The 15,852-nt window shown below is 54.6% G+C and carries 15 protein-coding genes; 4 read left to right on the top strand and 11 right to left on the bottom strand.

The features are described 5' to 3' along the window. The first annotated feature begins 147 nt into the window (after positions 1 to 147). Positions 148 to 1,383 carry an MFS transporter gene (locus ACR0JI_RS09480; RefSeq protein ID WP_480494168.1) on the top strand — a complete coding sequence of 412 codons (1,236 nt, stop codon included), beginning with the start codon at positions 148 to 150 and terminating at the stop codon, positions 1,381 to 1,383. A gap of 62 nt (positions 1,384 to 1,445) precedes the next feature. Here ACR0JI_RS09480 and mtnA read toward each other — a convergent pair whose 3' ends face one another. From mtnA to ACR0JI_RS09455, 5 genes are all read right to left on the bottom strand, one after another. Then, positions 1,446 to 2,540 (bottom strand): S-methyl-5-thioribose-1-phosphate isomerase, encoded by a 1,095-nt coding sequence (mtnA, locus tag ACR0JI_RS09475; RefSeq protein WP_480494166.1) that lies wholly within the window; start codon positions 2,538 to 2,540, stop codon positions 1,446 to 1,448. 122 nt (positions 2,541 to 2,662) lie between these two features. Beyond that, positions 2,663 to 3,118 carry a YaiI/YqxD family protein gene (locus ACR0JI_RS09470; RefSeq protein ID WP_480477210.1) on the bottom strand — a complete coding sequence of 152 codons (456 nt, stop codon included), beginning with the start codon at positions 3,116 to 3,118 and terminating at the stop codon, positions 2,663 to 2,665. Further along, positions 3,115 to 4,572, bottom strand: coding sequence for a Si-specific NAD(P)(+) transhydrogenase (sthA, locus tag ACR0JI_RS09465; protein ID WP_480494164.1), 1,458 nt, complete (start codon positions 4,570 to 4,572; stop codon positions 3,115 to 3,117). Before sthA ends, ACR0JI_RS09470 begins: the two co-directional genes overlap by 4 nt. Before the next feature lie 3 nt (positions 4,573 to 4,575). After that, the gene (fghA, locus tag ACR0JI_RS09460) at positions 4,576 to 5,409 is read right to left on the bottom strand and encodes an S-formylglutathione hydrolase (protein WP_480494162.1); all 834 of its coding nucleotides are present in this window, start codon (positions 5,407 to 5,409) and stop codon (positions 4,576 to 4,578) included. Between the two features lie 102 nt (positions 5,410 to 5,511). Next, positions 5,512 to 6,441, bottom strand: coding sequence for an AEC family transporter (locus ACR0JI_RS09455; protein ID WP_480494160.1), 930 nt, complete (start codon positions 6,439 to 6,441; stop codon positions 5,512 to 5,514). Positions 6,442 to 6,586: 145 nt separating this feature from the next. Here ACR0JI_RS09455 and ACR0JI_RS09450 point away from each other — a divergent pair, with 145 nt between their 5' ends. Next, entirely contained in the window at positions 6,587 to 7,204 is a 618-nt protein-coding gene (locus tag ACR0JI_RS09450; protein WP_480477218.1) for a TetR/AcrR family transcriptional regulator, read from the top strand. Between the two features lie 200 nt (positions 7,205 to 7,404). On the opposite strand, the gene crcB is transcribed toward ACR0JI_RS09450, so the two are convergent. Beyond that, on the bottom strand, positions 7,405 to 7,767 hold the full coding sequence (gene crcB, locus ACR0JI_RS09445) for a fluoride efflux transporter CrcB (protein WP_480477220.1): 363 nt from the start codon (positions 7,765 to 7,767) through the stop codon (positions 7,405 to 7,407). Continuing rightward, complete coding sequence (locus tag ACR0JI_RS09440) at positions 7,764 to 8,132, bottom strand: fluoride efflux transporter FluC (RefSeq protein ID WP_480494158.1); 369 nt, start codon at positions 8,130 to 8,132, stop codon at positions 7,764 to 7,766. The genes crcB and ACR0JI_RS09440 overlap by 4 nt, the downstream gene beginning before the upstream one ends. A 251-nt stretch (positions 8,133 to 8,383) precedes the next feature. On the opposite strand from ACR0JI_RS09440, the gene ACR0JI_RS09435 reads away from it, so the two are divergent. Further along, the gene (locus ACR0JI_RS09435) at positions 8,384 to 9,964 is read left to right on the top strand and encodes an FMN-binding glutamate synthase family protein (RefSeq protein WP_480477224.1); all 1,581 of its coding nucleotides are present in this window, start codon (positions 8,384 to 8,386) and stop codon (positions 9,962 to 9,964) included. Between the two features lie 85 nt (positions 9,965 to 10,049). Here the strand turns inward: ACR0JI_RS09435 and ACR0JI_RS09430 are convergent, their stop codons facing one another. Genes ACR0JI_RS09430 through ACR0JI_RS09415 form a run of 4 tightly spaced genes read right to left on the bottom strand, consistent with a single transcriptional unit; the run spans position 10,050 to position 13,966 of the window. Next, positions 10,050 to 10,706 (bottom strand): ABC-type transport auxiliary lipoprotein family protein, encoded by a 657-nt coding sequence (locus ACR0JI_RS09430; protein WP_480477226.1) that lies wholly within the window; start codon positions 10,704 to 10,706, stop codon positions 10,050 to 10,052. Further along, a complete protein-coding gene (locus tag ACR0JI_RS09425; protein ID WP_480494156.1) occupies positions 10,703 to 12,019 on the bottom strand; it encodes an MlaD family protein in 1,317 nt (438 codons plus the stop codon). The genes ACR0JI_RS09430 and ACR0JI_RS09425 overlap by 4 nt, the downstream gene beginning before the upstream one ends. 5 nt (positions 12,020 to 12,024) lie before the next feature. After that, on the bottom strand, positions 12,025 to 12,840 hold the full coding sequence (locus ACR0JI_RS09420) for an ABC transporter ATP-binding protein (protein ID WP_480494154.1): 816 nt from the start codon (positions 12,838 to 12,840) through the stop codon (positions 12,025 to 12,027). Between the two features lies 1 nt (position 12,841). Then, positions 12,842 to 13,966, bottom strand: a complete 1,125-nt coding sequence (locus tag ACR0JI_RS09415; protein WP_480494152.1) for an ABC transporter permease — start codon at positions 13,964 to 13,966, stop codon at positions 12,842 to 12,844. Between the two features lie 257 nt (positions 13,967 to 14,223). On the opposite strand from ACR0JI_RS09415, the gene ACR0JI_RS09410 reads away from it, so the two are divergent. Then, complete coding sequence (locus ACR0JI_RS09410; protein WP_480494150.1) at positions 14,224 to 15,762, top strand: alkaline phosphatase family protein; 1,539 nt, start codon at positions 14,224 to 14,226, stop codon at positions 15,760 to 15,762. Positions 15,763 to 15,852: the final 90 nt, after the last annotated feature.

Below are 15,852 nucleotides of genomic sequence, written 5' to 3'. Positions count from 1 at the left end.
CCCAGAGCCTTACCCGTGACCCAGCGCGTTGAAAAGATGCCATTTCCCTGACGTATCAAAATTGCTTATCCGTGACCGCAAATCTGTTGAATTGACGCGATCCGTAAATGCAGTACGGTCCGTCGGACCAAACTACCCGAGGTCGCTATGCCGCAATCCACCCGCATGTTGAACCCGATCCTGTTCGTTGGATGCATCATCATAACGGTCAGTTTTGCCGTGCGCGCGTCTTTCGGCGTGTTTCAGATTCCGATTGCCAGCGAATTTGGCTGGCTGCGCACGGATTTCTCATTGGCGATCGCCATCCAGAATCTGGCTTGGGGCATCGGTCAACCGATCTTTGCAGCTATCGCTGAGAAAGTAGGAGACCGAAAGGCCATTGTCCTCGGTGCCTTGACCTATGCTGCTGGTCTGGTTCTGTCGGCCTGGTCCGTCACACCGCTTGAGCATCAGGTTTATGCGTGGCTGGTGGGGTTTGGCATTGCCGGAACCGGGTTCGGCGTGGTTTTGGCTGTGGTCGGTCGCGCGTCCTCTGATGAAAATCGGTCCATGTCGCTGGCCGTCGTTACAGCGGCGGGCAGTTTCGGACAGGTTTTGGGCGCGCCGGCAGCTGAGTGGTTGCTGTCATTCCTGCCCTGGCAACAGGTCTTCGTCGTGTTTGCGGCTGCGATTCTAGCGCTTGTATTGACCTTGCCCTTCATGCGGGCGCCTCAGCTAGGTTCAAAGGCAGCGTTGCAAGAAAGCATGGGCGAAATTCTGGGCAAGGCGTTCCGAGACCCCTCTTACGCTTTGATATTTATTGGATTTTTCAGCTGCGGTTACCAGCTGGGATTTATCACGGCTCACTTCCCCGCATTCGTGACCGAAATGTGCGGCCCGATCCAACCCGGCAGCGTGCTGCATTCCATCGGCATCACATCCACGTCCGCACTTGGCGCGGTATCGATTTCACTGATTGGTTTGGCCAATATCGCCGGGACCCTTTTGGCGGGCTGGGCTGGCAATCATTTTCCCAAGAAATATCTGCTGGCCTCGGTCTATGCCGGTCGGACGCTTGCTGCGGCGTTGTTCATCATTTTCCCGATAACGCCGTTGTCCGTTATTACATTCTCGCTGGTGATGGGGTCACTTTGGCTGGCCACCGTTCCGCTTACGTCGGGTCTTGTCGCGCACCTCTATGGTCTGCGTTACATGGGAACACTCTATGGCATAATCTTCTTCAGCCATCAGGTTGGCAGTTTCCTGGGCGTCTGGCTGGGGGGACGTATGTATGACCAATATGGTGACTATGCCCTTGTCTGGTGGATCGGTGTGGCAATAGGGGCTTTCAGCGCCATCGTTCATCTACCGATCCGAGAGAACCGTCTGGCAGTCCCTGCCTGAGGTGACGTTTCGCTCTCGACCTATGTGAGCGTGCCAGCGGTCATGCCGCGTGGGGTGTAAATCTAGCCGGCTCGGTCCGGAAACAATCCGGCAAGGCCTTCGGCAGAGGCGGCACAGACGCCACGCTCGGTGATAAGCCCGGTCACCAGCCGGTTTGGTGTGACATCAAAGGCAGGATTGCCACCCTCCGTACCGTTCGGGGTGACGCGAACATCGGCAATATCCCCTTGGCCGTCCACGCCCATGACATGGGTCACTTCTTTTGTATCACGTTCCTCGATCGGTATTTCCGACACTCCATCCCGAACCATCCAGTCAATCGTAGGTGAGGGCAGGGCGACAAAAAACGGAACCCCGTTGTCCCGCGCCGCCAAAGCCTTCAGGTAGGTGCCGATTTTATTGCAGACATCGCCTTGTGCCGTAGTCCGGTCTGTACCGGTGATGACCGCGTCAACCAAACCATGTTGCATCAGGTGACCGCCTGCATTGTCCACGATGTAACGATGGGGAATGCCGTGTTCACCAAGCTCCCAGGATGTCAGCGCCCCCTGATTACGCGGTCGGGTCTCATCCACCCAGACATGAAGCGGAATGCCCGCGTCATGCGCATGATACATTGGGCTTGTCGCCGTTCCCCAATCCACCGTTGCCAGCCATCCGGCGTTGCAATGCGTCAATAGCCGCACCGGTTCACCTGCAGGCTTTCGGGCTGCAATATCTTTGATCAGTTGCAGCCCATGGCGACCTATCGATGCATTGATCTCGACATCTTCGTCTGCAACTTCCTGTGCCAGTGCCCAGGCCCGTTCAGCGCGATCACTTGGGGCAAGTGGCATCAGCGCGTCGCGGCATCTGTCTAAAGCCCATCGCAGGTTGATAGCCGTTGGCCGGGTCGCGTGCAATACGTCATATGCGGCGTCGAACGAAGCGTCAGAGCTGTCACGGGACATCTGTTCGGCAATTCCAAACGCGGCTGTTGCACCAATCAGTGGCGCACCCCTGACCCACATGTCGCGGATCGCTGTCGCAAATTCATCCAGCGTTTTCAGGGTAACCACCCGAAAGTCATGGGGCAGCCATCGCTGGTCGATAATCCGAACCTCACCTGCCGATTTGTCCCACCAAATTGACCGGTAATGAGCACCCTGTACTTTCATAATTCGGTCTCCGTTTGCGAATAGCCTGATCAGAAGTCTTTCGCAGCCTGCGTTCTTTCAGCGGGCTTGTAAACGGGCGTTTCTGGTTGCAGGCTCGCATTTTAGCTTGCTGGTGATTGCACTTACCCTCGGGTCGCAGCGCGAAGTTCCCGCTCTAACGCATCCAGAAACCTTGAACGATCTGCTTTGCTGAATGGTCGGCCGCCGCCTCCGGCCCCCAGCGGATTGGCGGCCCGCAGGTCAGCCATCAAATCACGCATTGCCAATTGCTGGCCTATGTTCGCTGCCGTAAAAGCTTCGCCGTTCGGGCGCAAAACTTGGGCACCCGCTGCGACGCATTTCGCGGCCAGAGGGATATCGGAGGTAACAACTACATCCCCTGCGCCACAGCGCTCTGCAATCCATTTGTCCGCTTCATCAGCACCTTCCGAGACCACGATGACCTGTACAAGCGGGTTTGCTGACGTTCGAAGACCGCCATTCGACACCAGTGCCATAGGCACCTTGTGTCGCGTAGCAACCCGTTCGGCCTCGGCCTTTACAGGGCAGGCATCGCCATCGACATAGAGCGTTGTCACGCCTTTTTGGCCTCTTTTTCCTCCGGTTCTGCAGGTTTCTTCCGCACCTTGAATTCCTCCGGGATCGGCATCCGGTTGAAAGCATCCAGCCCGGCGATCTTGTAAGCCTCGGCCAGAGTTGGATAGTTGAACGTGTTCTGAACGAAGTAATCGACAGTGCCCTTCAGGTTAAGCACCGCCTGAGCGATGTGGATCAGTTCAGTCGCACCTTCGCCCACAATCTGCACACCCAAGACACGGCGGGTCTTCAGCGAAAACAGCATCTTCAGCATGCCGTGTTCCAGCCCCATGATATGCCCGCGCGAGGTTTCGCGGAATCGGGCCACGCCGACCTCATACGGAATGCCACGTTCCTGAAGTTCTTCCTCGGACATGCCGCAGGTGGAAATTTCGGGAACCGAGTAGATACCATATGGGTACCACGGGCTTTCCGGCAGTGTAGGTGTCTCGAGCGCATGGCAGGCAGCCACACGCCCTTGCTGTAATGAAGTCGAGGCCAGCGAAGGGTGACCGATCACATCCCCGGTCGCGTAGATATGCGGAACCGCGGTCTGATATGTCTTGCGGTCTACCTTGATCCGATTGCGGTGATCGGTTTCCAGTCCAACTGAATCCAGATTGAGTTTCGATGTTGCGCCCATGCGCCCGGCTGCAAACAGCAGCATTTCCGCCCGCACGTGGCGCCCGTTTTCAAGGGTCACTTCCACATGCTCGCCCGCATCTTCAATCTTTTCGACAGCCGATCCCAACCTCAGATCAACACCGTTTTCGCGGATTTGATGGGTGAAATCATGAATCAAGCGGCTATCGATGAAGTCCAGAAACGTATCCCGCGGCTCGATCAGCGTCACCCGAACGTCCAGTGCCGAGAACATCGTGGCGTATTCGACCCCAATGACCCCGGCACCGATAACAACCAGTGAACGCGGGATTTCCGCCATTTCCAGAAACTCGTCGCCATCGACCACGGTCTTGCCGTTGAACGGAACATAATCGGGGCGGTAGGTCTTGGTTCCTGTCGCAATCAAAAACTTGGCGGCCGTTACACGTGTGGTCTCTCCGGCATCGGTGGCGACTTCCACTTCATGTGGCCCGACGAACTTGGCTAAACCGTCCAGAGTATCGACGTGGTTCCGGTTGAACTGATGTTCCAACACATCGACCTCGTGATCGAGGGTCATGTGCAGGCGGGCTTTCAGATCTTCGGCGCGGATCTGGTCCTTGACCCGATAGGAACGGCCATAAAAACTGCGCTCGCGCCAACCGGACAAATTCAGAACTGTTTCGCGCAATGTCTTGGATGGGATAGTGCCCGTGTGAACGGACACCCCACCAAAACGGTCTTTACGGTCGATCACCAGAACCCGTCGCTTGAGCTTGCCAGCCTGAATGGCTGCAGAACGCCCCGAAGGCCCGGAACCGATGATGACCAGATCATAATCGTATTTGCTCATACCTCAGTCTCCGTACAGCGCTTCGGCGTGGAAAACGATGTGATTTTCCATGAAGGTAGATACAAAGAAATATGAATGGTCGTACCCCGGCTGGAGGCGGATGGTTGCTTGCTGGCGACGCTCAGCGATGGCTTGGGCAAGCGCTTCGGGGCGCAGCAGGTCCATGAACTGATCATTGGTGCCCGTATCGATCAGGATGGGGCCGTCGAAACCGGTTTCTTTCATTAACAGGGAAGCATCGTGTTTGGCCCAAAGGGATTCATCACCCCCCAGATACGCGCCCAGCTGTTTGCGCCCCCAGTCAGCGCCTGTCGGGTTCGCGATGGGTGCGAAGGCCGAAACCGAGCGGTACCGTCCTGGAAGGTTCATGGCCAACGTCAATGCACCATGCCCGCCCATGGAATGACCCGTAATGGCCTGACGTTCGCTATCGATGGCAAAGCTTTCGAACAGCAGGGTAGGCAATTCGTCGGCAATGTAGTCCCACATCCGGAAATGCGGTGCCCAGGGCTCCTGCGTGGCGTTCACGTAGAACCCAGCGCCCTGACCCAAATCGTAGTCGTCGTGATCCGCAACACTTTCACCGCGTGGCGAAGTGTCGGGAAATACCACTGCAATGCCTTGTTCCGCAGCCCAAGCTTGTGCGCCGGCTTTTGTCATCGCGTTTTCATGGGTGCAGGTCAGACCAGAAAGATACCACAAGATCGGAACCGGGCCATCTTTCGCCTCGGCCGGAAGAAAAAGGCCAAACGTCATGTCGCATTGGCATGTCGACGAAGCATGGCGATACACGCCTTGCACTCCGCCGAAACAGGCATTTTCCGAAAGGGTTTCCATCAGGCATCGTCCTTATTCTAGAGTCGCAACATGGCTAACGATCCACGGACCCGGCGTAAAGTCCGAGTGCCTTTGGTGTGAGTATTTTTAAAAAGGTGAAGGTCAGGGAGTTCCTAGAGTCGCAATAACAAGCGGTATTGTTACAATGCTGACGAGCGTCGACAGCAAAATAGCAGCCGAGGCACGCTGTGGGGCAATGCCGTAATGCGCGGCCAACATATAGACATTTCCTGCTACGGGCAGAGCGGACGCCGCAATTGCAATGCTTGCCGGGAATGTTTCGACCGGGATCAGCCAGATCAGGGCGATTGCCACGAAAAGCGGGTGGAGCACCAGCTTGCAGAAACTCAACCAGGCTGCGATCTGAATTCTTTCTGCGGATTTGCCAGTCAGGGACGCGCCGATTGCAAAAAGCGCTCCGGGGGTAGCGGCACCACCGAGAATGGCCAGAAAGCTGTTCAGCGGATCGGGAACCGGGATTTGCAGGGATGACCAGACGAGCCCGGCAGAGATCGAGACAATCATCGGGTTCTTGAGCAGACCCATTCCAATCAGTTTGAAAGTGGCTGGCGTCAGCCTTCCGTCACGCCCACCGTTGATCAGGATCACGATCAGAGACGAGAATACAACCAGATCTACGGTCAGAACCAGCATGACCGGGCCAATAGCTGCTTCGGTGAACAGCACCGCGAGCATTGGCAGGCCAAGAAAGCCAACGTTTCCAATGGCAGCGCACTGTGCTTCAACCGCCGAAGTCGGCACATCAAGGCTGCGAATCCACGCTACGCAAGTGGCTATGCCATAAACAGCGGCGGTGCCTATGAGGTAACCGAAGATCAGTCTTGCGTTAAAAATCTCTGCAAAGGGCAGGGTCGCCGCAAATCGAAAAAGCATTGCCGATAGTGCGAAGAAGAATACGAACTTGGTCAGATATGCGGTTGCTTCGGCCGTAAAGAACCGTGTGCGCCCAGCCCAAAAGCCAAGGCCGATGATCGCAAAAAAGGGAAGTGTACGCAAAAAGATATCGGCCATGGGCCAAGTCCTAACACGGTTTGAAACTGTCGCAAGAGACCTGCGGCACAATTAGAGCATTGTCAGATATTAGAGAAATACGAGAATCCTTGTACCTGAACCGAACGGTTTATAAACTGTATCAGGTATTGCTCGAGGAGATGACATGACCCAGACCGCCACCATCCTGCGCACAGGCCGAAAGTTCGATCAGGTTTTGCGCGGGGCCCGAGAGGTTTTCATGGCGGATGGATTCGAGGGCGCAAGCGTGGATGATATTGCCCGCGCGGCTGGAGTATCAAAAGCAACCTTGTACAGCTATTTCCCGGACAAGCGTCTTTTGTTCATGGAAGTTGCGCAAACGGAATGCTGCCTGATGGCTGAACGGATCATCGCGATGATTGACGAGACCAAACCCGCCCGCGACGTGCTGATGATCGCGGCCACACAATTGACGGCGTTTCTGGTTTCAGATTTCGCGCAGCAAGTTTTCCGGATTTGTGTTGCCGAACGGGACCGGTTTCCGGAACTTGGCCGCGCATTTTACGAAGCGGGGCCGCAAAATGGCCAGCGTCAAATGGCGGAATATCTTGAAAAAGCCGTGGCCAAAGGTGAGTTGGCGATTGAAGATGTTTATATCGCGGCTGAGCAGTTCTCCGAGCTTTGCAAGGTAAGAATCTGGACCCGGGCCGCATTTGGAATTCAGAATTCGTTCAGCAAAGAAGAAATCACCGAAGTGGCGACACAAGCCGTGGATATGTTTCTTGCCCGTTATGGGGTCTGATCCGATTAAGAAATGGCCCATGTCCGGGTAAAGGACACAGGCCATTGCTCACACACCAGAACACTCGATGCAGTTCAGCTTAATGCAATAAGTCTTTTCAAACTCTTTATTTGTCAGAGCGTTGGCGTGGCTTGGGACCCAACGTTGGTCGGAAAGAAAAGCAAATCAGTGTTCGAGTTTGTTGCCCAGCTTGGTGCGCTTCAGCGCGTTAACAGCAGGCCAAGCCAGAAAGCGAACCAGCACAGAGCAAGGCTGATCAGAATATTGCCTGCTGCCAAAAACATTGTGCGTTCGCGGTGAAGCTCGAGCGATTGGTAGGCAAAGCTGGAGAAGGTTGTAAAACCGCCGCAAAACCCGAAAACAAGACGTTTTTGGTCCTCGGCTATGTCTACAGGACCTCCCAAATACCCCACCCAGATCCCAAGCAACAAGCTGCCCAACACGTTTACGAGCAAGGTTGCTAGTGGCAAGTCGTGCCGAATTTTCAGCGCCAGCCAATGGCGCATCACGGCCCCCAGACCTCCACCCAACGCGAACATGGAATGAAGATACAATTCGCTCATGACGGCGACTTTTCAGAGTGAAAATGACGACCAAGGCTTTCGCCAATCAGCGCGGCCGCAAGGCCAAATGAAACTTCCAGCCCGATTGCCAGGGACGTTACCCATAGGCCGCCTTCGGCCATACGTTCAAGATCAGCAACAAAAGATGAGAAGGTCGACAATCCGCCGCAAAATCCAACGGCGCTAAGATGCAGAACATGCGCGTGCACCTTATGGCGCACGGAATACAGCCAGCCCAGAACAAAACAGGCGATCACGTTGATGCCGAAAGTCGAAGTTAGAAAGCTGAGGCCGGGGATTTCTAGTGCAAACGCCTCACGCATCAACGACCCAAGCGCCCCACCGACGAAGACGGACAGAAACATCACGCTTTTTCGTTCACGCAAGAGATAGGATTGTGTACTTGGCAAGGATCGGCCCTTTGTCGTCCGGTTCGCGTGATTTATCCGCTGGATGCACTGGGTTCAACATTTGGGCGGTTCGTAACACGATTTCACGTTTTCGTCCCTATGCAGACATTTTACCGCTGACACTTGAAATAAAATTTCAATCTGTTTCACGTTGAGTTCTGACAGCATGGCTCATCAGCCCGATAAAAACACAAGGAGTTTGGAACATGATTGTACGCAGAATTTTCTTTTTTCTAAGCTGTGTCTGTCTGCCAGTGGTTCTGATCCTTGGGTTCTTCTGGTCGCCTGCCCATTGGCTTCTGATCATTTTGGTGCCGTACGCGATCATCGGTCTTTATGATGTTTTGACGACCAGGCACAACGTCCTGAACAACTATCCGGTTCTTGGCCATTTCCGGTACATGTTGGAATTTGTAAGTCCGGAAATTCGCCAATACTTCGTGGAAACCAACGAAAGTGGACGGCCTTTCAACAGAATTGTCCGAGGGCTGGTTTATTCTCGGGCCAAGGGGCAGGTGGACACACAGGCGTTCGGCACGCAATACGACATTACCGAAACCGGGTATCATCGCGCCAACCACTCACTTGCCCCCAAACATGTAGACAAAAGTGAAGAACGCATATTGCTGGGCGGTCCACAATGTACGCAACCATACAGCGCCTCGCGTCTTAATGTGTCTGCCATGAGCTTTGGCGCGCTCAGCGCCAACGCCATCCGCGCGCTGAACGGAGGAGCCAAGGATGGGGGGTTCGCGCATAACACCGGAGAGGGCGGTCTGTCACCGCATCACCTGGCTGAAGGCGGAGACATCATCTGGCAGATCGGGACGGGTTATTTCGGGTGCCGGACCCCGGCTGGTGGATTTGACAAGGACAAGTTTGCCGAAAAGGCAAGAAAGGACGTGGTCAAGGCTATTGAGATCAAGCTGTCACAAGGTGCAAAGCCCGCCCATGGCGGTGTTCTGCCTGCTGCCAAAGTTGATGCTGAGATTGCCGAGATACGTGGTGTGCCAGAACATCAGGATGTGATTTCTCCGCCCACCCACAGCGCATTCGATGGGCCCACGGGTTTGATGCATTTTGTCCAGCACCTGCGGGAAATGTCAGGTGGCAAACCTGTCGGTTTCAAACTGTGCATCGGCAGGCCGTCCGAGTTCATGGCGATCTGCAAAGCAATGCTTGAAACGGGTATCTTGCCGGATTTCATCACGATTGACGGGGCAGAAGGGGGCACAGGCGCAGCCCCGGTGGAATTTACCAACCGGTTGGGTATGCCCCTGAACGAAGCCTTGATCTTTGTCAGCAACTGTTTGCGCGGTGTCGGAGTGCGTGACAAGATTCGGATCATCTGCTCCGGCAAAGTGGCGACCGGTTATGACATGGTCGAGAAGTTGGCGCTTGGTGCAGACATGTGCAACTCGGCGCGCGCGATGATGTTTGCGGTTGGTTGCATCCAGGCATTGCATTGCAACACAAACCGTTGCCCATCAGGGGTGGCTACACAAGATCCCATCCGCGGGCGCGCCGTGAATGTGCCGCAGAAACGTCGGCGTGTTCATCGCTATCACGATGCCACGCTGGAAAGTTTCCGCGAGCTTTTGGGCGCCATGGGCAAGGAAAAAGCATCCGAGTTACATCCCCGTGATATCTTGCGCCGCACTGCGGACGAGCATGAGCGCAGCTATGCCGAACTTTATACCTATCTGGAGGATGGCGCCTTGTTAAAGGACGACATTCCCGAAGAATTTGCAGATGATTGGAACCGAGCTTCGGCTGCACAATTCTGAAAACCACATTGGGTAGAGCAATGTTTGGTCATGTGAAAGCGCGTCTGTAATTGCCCGCTTTTTCCACCGTCTTATGCGGCTTTCGTTATCTGGGAATGGATCGCGGGTTGTTTGCCACGTGGGTATTGATCTTGCGAATGCTCCATTCTACAGAATCTCGCATCGCGCGCCCCAAAGCCAGATCAAACGCGTTGATCAGATCGGGTGTCTGATCGCTTGCCGCCACGACGTTTTCCTGGAACGAGCTGGACGCAATGATCTTGTCTTCGTATTCGTCGATCACCTTGATGTTAATACGAACTTCGACGCGAATTTTGGTTCCATTCTCGGTGTCTTCGATCACGACCCCCTGAAACTCTCGAAGGTCCGGGGCAATTACGTAATCGGCTCGCAGACCAACGGTTGAGCGTCCAACAGCTGCGACTTTGCCCGAGTTCTCAAAGCTTTCGACCAATAGGGTTTGAACGATCAAGGGCGCGCGATCCACCCAGCGGGCGCGGGGCAAATATTGAACCTGCAACGCGGTAGGTTGAATGGCAATCTGATCCGTGTTCACTGCGGCAGTTGCCGTCGGTTCCTGAACGACGATCTGCTTTTCAATCCTGGGCAGCGCTGAGGAAAAAGTGCTTTTAGGGGTCAGCAGATACAAGTCATTCGGTTTCGCCGCTTGTTTCAACGTGCCCAGACCAGCACAGCCGCCAAACAACACGACCATCAGCATTGCAAGTGCAGGCTTGATCATTGACGGAACTCCGATGCTTGGGTGCCCAGAAGGAAACGTGCCGGATCGCGTTCAACTTTGTCTACGAGGCGATCCAGACTGATAACAAGACGCTGGGATTCTTCGATAAAACGAACAAACTGAGGCAACCCGACACGCAGGAAGTCTGACACTTGTCGGCGGTTGCTCTGCACGATGTCGTCGATGGTTCCCAGCAATTCGGACGCGGAATTTGACGCGCTCAGGACGTCATCCGAGATCTGATCGATCTTTTCCGTTATGCCCGCGACGGTTTCGGTCACCTGATTGGCCGCCTTCCGGACATCTTCCGCAACAGGTGCCACGTCTTCCTCCATGACACGATTTGCAGAGTCAAAAGCGGATTCTGCCGAAGCCAGCGCCCCCTTGGCGGACTCCATCGCCGTAGTAATCGAGCCAAGCGCCGTATTGGCGTTCAGAACGGTTTCGTTCAAAATTCCAAGGGTAACGCTGCCTTCATCAGACAAAACGGTCAACCGTTCAGCCAGTTGCGAGCCTCGCTCGATGAAAGGCTTCACGTCCTGCTGCAAAATGCGGTCCGCCGTCTGAAGAGTTGTTTTAGCTTCGTCCAGCGCGGTCTTGGCGGACCCGGAAGCCGTTTTGACGGCTTCCAATGTTTCCGTACCGGTTTCGAGCGTTGTTTGAGCAGTTTCGATCAGTGGGTCCAGCCGCTTTGAAAACGCGCCAATATCCTGCGCAGCGCTGCCGATGTCATTTGCCACGGATTCAAAACTTGTCAGTGTATTGTCCAGTTTACCTGTGGCCGAAGCGAGATTGTCCAGAATACCGCTCACAGCTTCCCGGTTTTTATCATCGACGACTTTGTTCAGGTTCTCCAAAAGCGTTACGGCTTCATCCAGAACTTTTGGCGCGCCTTCGAACAGGGATTGAATTGTGCTTCGTTTGCTCTTGATAATGCTCTTTTGTGGCAATCGTTCGGCGTTAGCGGACCCCCCTGTCAGTTCGACATAACCAACACCAGTCACACCAAGTGACTGAAGCTGTGCGATTGTATCATTGGTTATCGGAATGTCTGCGTCCACTTCGATCCGCACGCGAACCTTTGACGGATCATTATCATCCAGTTGCAAGGAAACGACCTGCCCGACCGGCAGGCCGTTGAAGTTCACGCCGCTGGCTGCCGACAGACCTGCGACATTGTCAAATAGTACATCGTAATAAGCGTATTGGCGCGTGATCTCAAACTTGGCGAGCCACAGGAAAAAGCCGAATGCGCCCAGCAACCCTGCAAGAGTAAACGCGCCGATCAGGATGTAGTTCGCCCGGGTTTCCATTGCCTTTACCTGTTTTGCCCCTTCTGTTGCGCCGCGCGGGCGCGGGGGCCTGTGAAGTATTCCTGTACCCAAGGATGGTCGACCTTGGTCATGTCCTCAATCGGACCTTCAACCAGTACGCGCTTTTCTGCAAGCACTGCAACGCGGTCGCAGATCGCGTAAAGACTGTCCAGATCATGGGTGACCATGAAAACGGTCAACCCAAGTGCCTGCTGTAACTCACCGATCAGTTCATCATACGCGGCTGCGCCGATCGGGTCCAATCCTGCGGTTGGTTCGTCCAGAAAAACGATCTCGGGGTCAAGGGCCAGCGCCCGAGCCAGCGCAGCGCGCTTGCGCATGCCACCCGACAGTTCTGACGGAAACTTGCCGCAACTCAGCTGTGGCAGTCCCACGAGGCTGATCTTCAACGCACCCAGAGACTCCATTAGTTTTTCGCTGAGACCTGTGTGTTCCCGCAACGGAGCCATCACGTTTTGCAGCACGGTCAGTGACGAAAACAGTGCCCCGTCCTGAAAGGCAACACCCCAGCGGCGTTCGATCCTGCGGCGGTCATCCTCTGGGCCATTCAGAACATCGACGCCCAGCACTTCGATTTCTCCGGCGGCGGGTTTGTTCAGCCCTACGATAGTTCTGAGTAATACGGATTTACCGGTGCCCGACCCGCCAACGATTCCCAGAACTTCTCCCTTCCAGACATCAAGATTCAGGTTTTCGTGTACCACCTGGGTACCGAACTGAGTTCGGAGCCCGCTTACACGAATGACAGCCTCACGGTCTGTAGTTGTGGCGACTGATGGCTGTGGTGTATCCCCGGTCATGTCATATTCCGATCTCTGAGAAGAAGATCGAAAACAAAGCGTCGATTGCGATCACCATGAAAATGGATTGAACAACTGATGCTGTCGTACGTTGACCGACACTTTGGGCGGACCCTTTGACCTGCATTGCCTGCCAGCAGGCAATAACGCCAATAACGAGCGCAAAGAACGGAGCTTTGATAAGACCGACCGCCAATTGCCAGACGTCGGTGTTTTCCTTCAAGCGAGTAAGAAACATGCCGGGGCTTACCCCCAGGTCGATCCAGCTCATCAATGCGCCACCAAACAGACCCGCGATATCGGCGACAAATCCCAGTATGGGCAGCATGATCAACAAGGCCAAAACGCGGGGAATGACCAGAACTTCGATCGGGTCCAGACCCAGCGTTCGCATTGCGTCGATTTCTTCCTGCACTTTCATCGAACCGATAGATGCGGTGAATGCAGAACCCGAGCGCCCGGCAACGATTATAGCCGTCAGCAATATGCCCAGTTCACGCAGAACCGAGATCGAGATCAGCTCGACCACGAATATCTCAGCTCCAAATTGCTTCAGTTGGGTCGCGCCCTGAAAGGCCAGTACGACACCGATCAGAAATCCCATAAGGGCCACGATTGGCAGTGCTTTGAACCCGGTCTCTTCCATGTGTGTGACCAGCGCTGCCTTGCGCAGTCGCCATGGCATGACAATGGTACGAAACAGCCGATGCAGTGTCAGACCCAGAAATTCGAGGATGGAAAGCGTATCCCGCCAGGCACCTACGGTGATGTGACCCATCTGTGCGATCAAATCCAACAGACTTCGCGGTTTATCAAGTTCACCGGGTTCGTCGGGTATGCTGCGGGTTACAGTATCTATCAGAGTGGCATGTGCCGGTTTCACCCCTTGAAATTCAAGTGTTGCACCTTGCGACGTGAAGCGTTTGCCAAGGTCCGCGATCAGCCAGGCACCGCCGGTATCCAGAGCTTCGACCTCGGACAGATCGAGAACAACCCTGTCTCCGGTTGGGCGGACAGAGGCAAAACCTTGTTCAACGGTTTGCAGCGATTGCGTGAGCAGCTCTCCGGATATGCGTACACGAGTACCGCTGGAATCGTGTTCTGAGATTATCGAAGGCTGCGTCATGAGGTCATGTGAAGTGAAACATTCAATGACCGCAATGGCTTTGTGCCGTTGAACATCTTTTTGCCGCGCCGGATGGCCTTGACGTCACGCTGACCGTCGCATTGAAACTATGCTGAACAGGTGCTTGCCAGAAGTTATCGCGCAGCGATTTTGCCGGGATAATACGCCTTTGTCCGACCGACAAATCGGTTGCGCTATGGCGGGAAGCAATACACATTCCGCGTTGTTTGTTACGGCGCGGAATCGGAGAAGTCGGTATGCATCAGACCAAGAACGTCTTGTTTGTCATCATCGATCAACTCAGAGCGGATTGCCTGTCCGGGGCCTTGGCAGACCATGTGAACCTTCCGAATTTGCGGGCTTTTATGGATGAGGCCGTGACTTTTACCCACCATTTCTCGGTCACCAATCCCTGCGGTCCCTCGCGTGCATCGATTCTGACCGGCCAATATGCGATGAATCATCGGTCGGTTAGAAACGGAACGCCGTTGCGACACGATACCCCGAACATTGCCACGGAAATGCGCAAAGCTGGTTACTTGCCAATGTTGTTTGGATACACAGATACCTCCGCCGATCCGCGCGTCCATGATCCCAATGACCCTGACCTCAAGTCTTACGAACAGTCGATGACCGGGTTCGTTGAAGTTGTCGAAATGCGCCTTGAAGAATCATATCCATGGCAAGCCCATCTGATGAAAAAGGGGTATCAGTTCGAAAAGTACTGGGACGTCTACAAGCCCGTTTCGCCCGATCGTGGACACCCGCGGCTGAATGATCCCGCGCTGTATCGGGCAGAAGACAGCGATACAGCCTTTCTGACCGATGCCTTTCTGGACGGAATCGCGCCTCATCGTGGAAAGGGTTGGTTCGCCCATTTGACTTATATCCGCCCGCATCCGCCGTTGGTCGCACCGGCCCCCTACAATGACATGTATGACCCGGCGGACATCCCTCTGCCGCACTGCTTGCCGAGCGCAGCAGCAGAAAAAGCGCTTCATCCGTTCTTCGGACCAAAGCTGGATACCTATAGCGCGAAAAAATTCGTTCACGGTTTTGATGACGTTGAACCTACGGACGAAAACAATCGCACTTTGCGTGCTATATATCTTGGCCTGGCAACAGAGGTTGATCACCACATCGGTCGTGTTGTCCAGTACCTGAAGGACAGCGGGCAATACGACGATACACTGCTGGTTATCACCGCCGATCATGGTGAAATGCTGGGGGATCGACACAGCTGGGGCAAGATGACGGTCTACGATGCGGCGTATCACACACCGCTGATGATCCGTTTGCCCGGGAATGAAGCTATGGCGGGAAGCAAGATCACCGTTCCAACCGAGTCTGTGGATGTCACACCAACCATATTGGACTGGATTGGACAGGCTGTTCCGAACGCTATGGATGGACGGTCCTTGCTGCCATTGTTGCGGGGTAATATCCCAGACGATTGGCGCGACTATTCTTTCAGCGAACTTGATTTCTCAGAACCTGAAAACCCGACGTTATGGCAGCAAGAATTGGGGACCGGTAACAGCGACTCGTGTTTGGGAATATTGCGGGATGAACGGTTCACCCTGGTCGAGTTCGCTGCCGACCTGCCCCCGATCCTGTTCGACCATCAAGGTAAGGGCGAATTCGAGAATGTCGCGGAGAATCCGGATTTTGCAACAGATCTCGCACGGTTAGGCCGACAGATGTTGCGCCACCGGATGAAAAATATGGACCACACATTGTCCTTGCACTCGATCACAACTGAAGGCGCAAAATCCTGTCCCAGATACACATCTTAGAACGCGGTTTATTGTCAACGTTCATCTATTCTGGCTGTACCGGACGCTCGGTCACGGGCGGGTTTGTCGAAGTATTTTGCTTTGTGCACT

It is taken from the genome of Ruegeria sp. N10, from assembly GCF_056531545.1.
The sequence above is the reverse complement of the archived record's forward strand: the minus strand, read 5'-3'. Positions and strand labels throughout refer to the sequence as shown.

Coding starts and splice junctions, on each gene's coding strand:
- ACR0JI_RS09480 (WP_480494168.1), top strand. CDS start 148: ATGCCGCAATCCACCCGCATGTTGAACCCGATCCTGTTCGTTGGATGC.
- mtnA (WP_480494166.1), bottom strand. CDS start 2,540: ATGAAAGTACAGGGTGCTCATTACCGGTCAATTTGGTGGGACAAATCG.
- sthA (WP_480494164.1), bottom strand. CDS start 4,572: ATGAGCAAATACGATTATGATCTGGTCATCATCGGTTCCGGGCCTTCG.
- fghA (WP_480494162.1), bottom strand. CDS start 5,409: ATGGAAACCCTTTCGGAAAATGCCTGTTTCGGCGGAGTGCAAGGCGTG.
- ACR0JI_RS09455 (WP_480494160.1), bottom strand. CDS start 6,441: ATGGCCGATATCTTTTTGCGTACACTTCCCTTTTTTGCGATCATCGGC.
- ACR0JI_RS09450 (WP_480477218.1), top strand. CDS start 6,587: ATGACCCAGACCGCCACCATCCTGCGCACAGGCCGAAAGTTCGATCAG.
- crcB (WP_480477220.1), bottom strand. CDS start 7,767: ATGAGCGAATTGTATCTTCATTCCATGTTCGCGTTGGGTGGAGGTCTG.
- ACR0JI_RS09440 (WP_480494158.1), bottom strand. CDS start 8,132: ATGTTTCTGTCCGTCTTCGTCGGTGGGGCGCTTGGGTCGTTGATGCGT.
- ACR0JI_RS09435 (WP_480477224.1), top strand. CDS start 8,384: ATGATTGTACGCAGAATTTTCTTTTTTCTAAGCTGTGTCTGTCTGCCA.
- ACR0JI_RS09430 (WP_480477226.1), bottom strand. CDS start 10,706: ATGATCAAGCCTGCACTTGCAATGCTGATGGTCGTGTTGTTTGGCGGC.
- ACR0JI_RS09425 (WP_480494156.1), bottom strand. CDS start 12,019: ATGGAAACCCGGGCGAACTACATCCTGATCGGCGCGTTTACTCTTGCA.
- ACR0JI_RS09420 (WP_480494154.1), bottom strand. CDS start 12,840: ATGACCGGGGATACACCACAGCCATCAGTCGCCACAACTACAGACCGT.
- ACR0JI_RS09415 (WP_480494152.1), bottom strand. CDS start 13,966: ATGACGCAGCCTTCGATAATCTCAGAACACGATTCCAGCGGTACTCGT.
- ACR0JI_RS09410 (WP_480494150.1), top strand. CDS start 14,224: ATGCATCAGACCAAGAACGTCTTGTTTGTCATCATCGATCAACTCAGA.